Origin of the sequence: Streptococcus oralis (assembly GCF_001579175.1) — a bacterium.
In the GTDB taxonomy this organism is placed as follows: Bacteria; Bacillota; Bacilli; order Lactobacillales; family Streptococcaceae; genus Streptococcus; species Streptococcus oralis_O.
On the sequence record NZ_KQ970759.1, the window covers coordinates 488,782 to 489,359 of the forward strand.

Consider the following 578-nt stretch of genomic DNA (forward strand, 5'->3'; position numbering starts at 1 on the left):
AACGATTTTTGGACTGGTTTCCAACTGTTGAAAGTTTGGCAAATGCGCCTGAGGAGCGTTTACTGAAAGCTTGGGAGGGGTTGGGCTATTATTCCCGCGTACGCAATATGCAGTCGGCGGCTCAGCAGATTATGACAGACTTTGAAGGGAAATTTCCAAACACTTACGAAGGGATTTCTAGCTTGAAAGGGATTGGCCCCTATACTGCGGGAGCAATTTCCAGTATCGCTTTTAATCTACCTGAGCCAGCAGTTGATGGCAATGTCATGCGAGTTTTAGCGCGCTTGTTTGAGGTAAATTATGATATCGGAGTTCCCAGCAATCGCAAGATTTTCCAAGCTATGATGGAAATCTTGATTGATCCGAAACGACCAGGTGACTTTAACCAAGCTCTGATGGACTTGGGCTCTGATATAGAGTCTCCGGTTAACCCTCGACCTGAAGAAAGCCCTGTTAGAGACTTTAGCGCAGCCTATCAGAACGGGAACATGGATCGATATCCGATTAAAGAACCTAAGAAAAAGCCTCTTCCAATCTATCTCAAGGCCTTGGTTGAGCGCAATGATCGAGGTCAATAT

General features: G+C 45.7%; 1 pseudogene. It reads left to right on the forward strand.

Going from position 1 to position 578, the window contains the following annotated elements:
• Positions 1-578: pseudogene (locus SORDD24_RS02475) on the forward strand (A/G-specific adenine glycosylase); the annotation flags it as partial.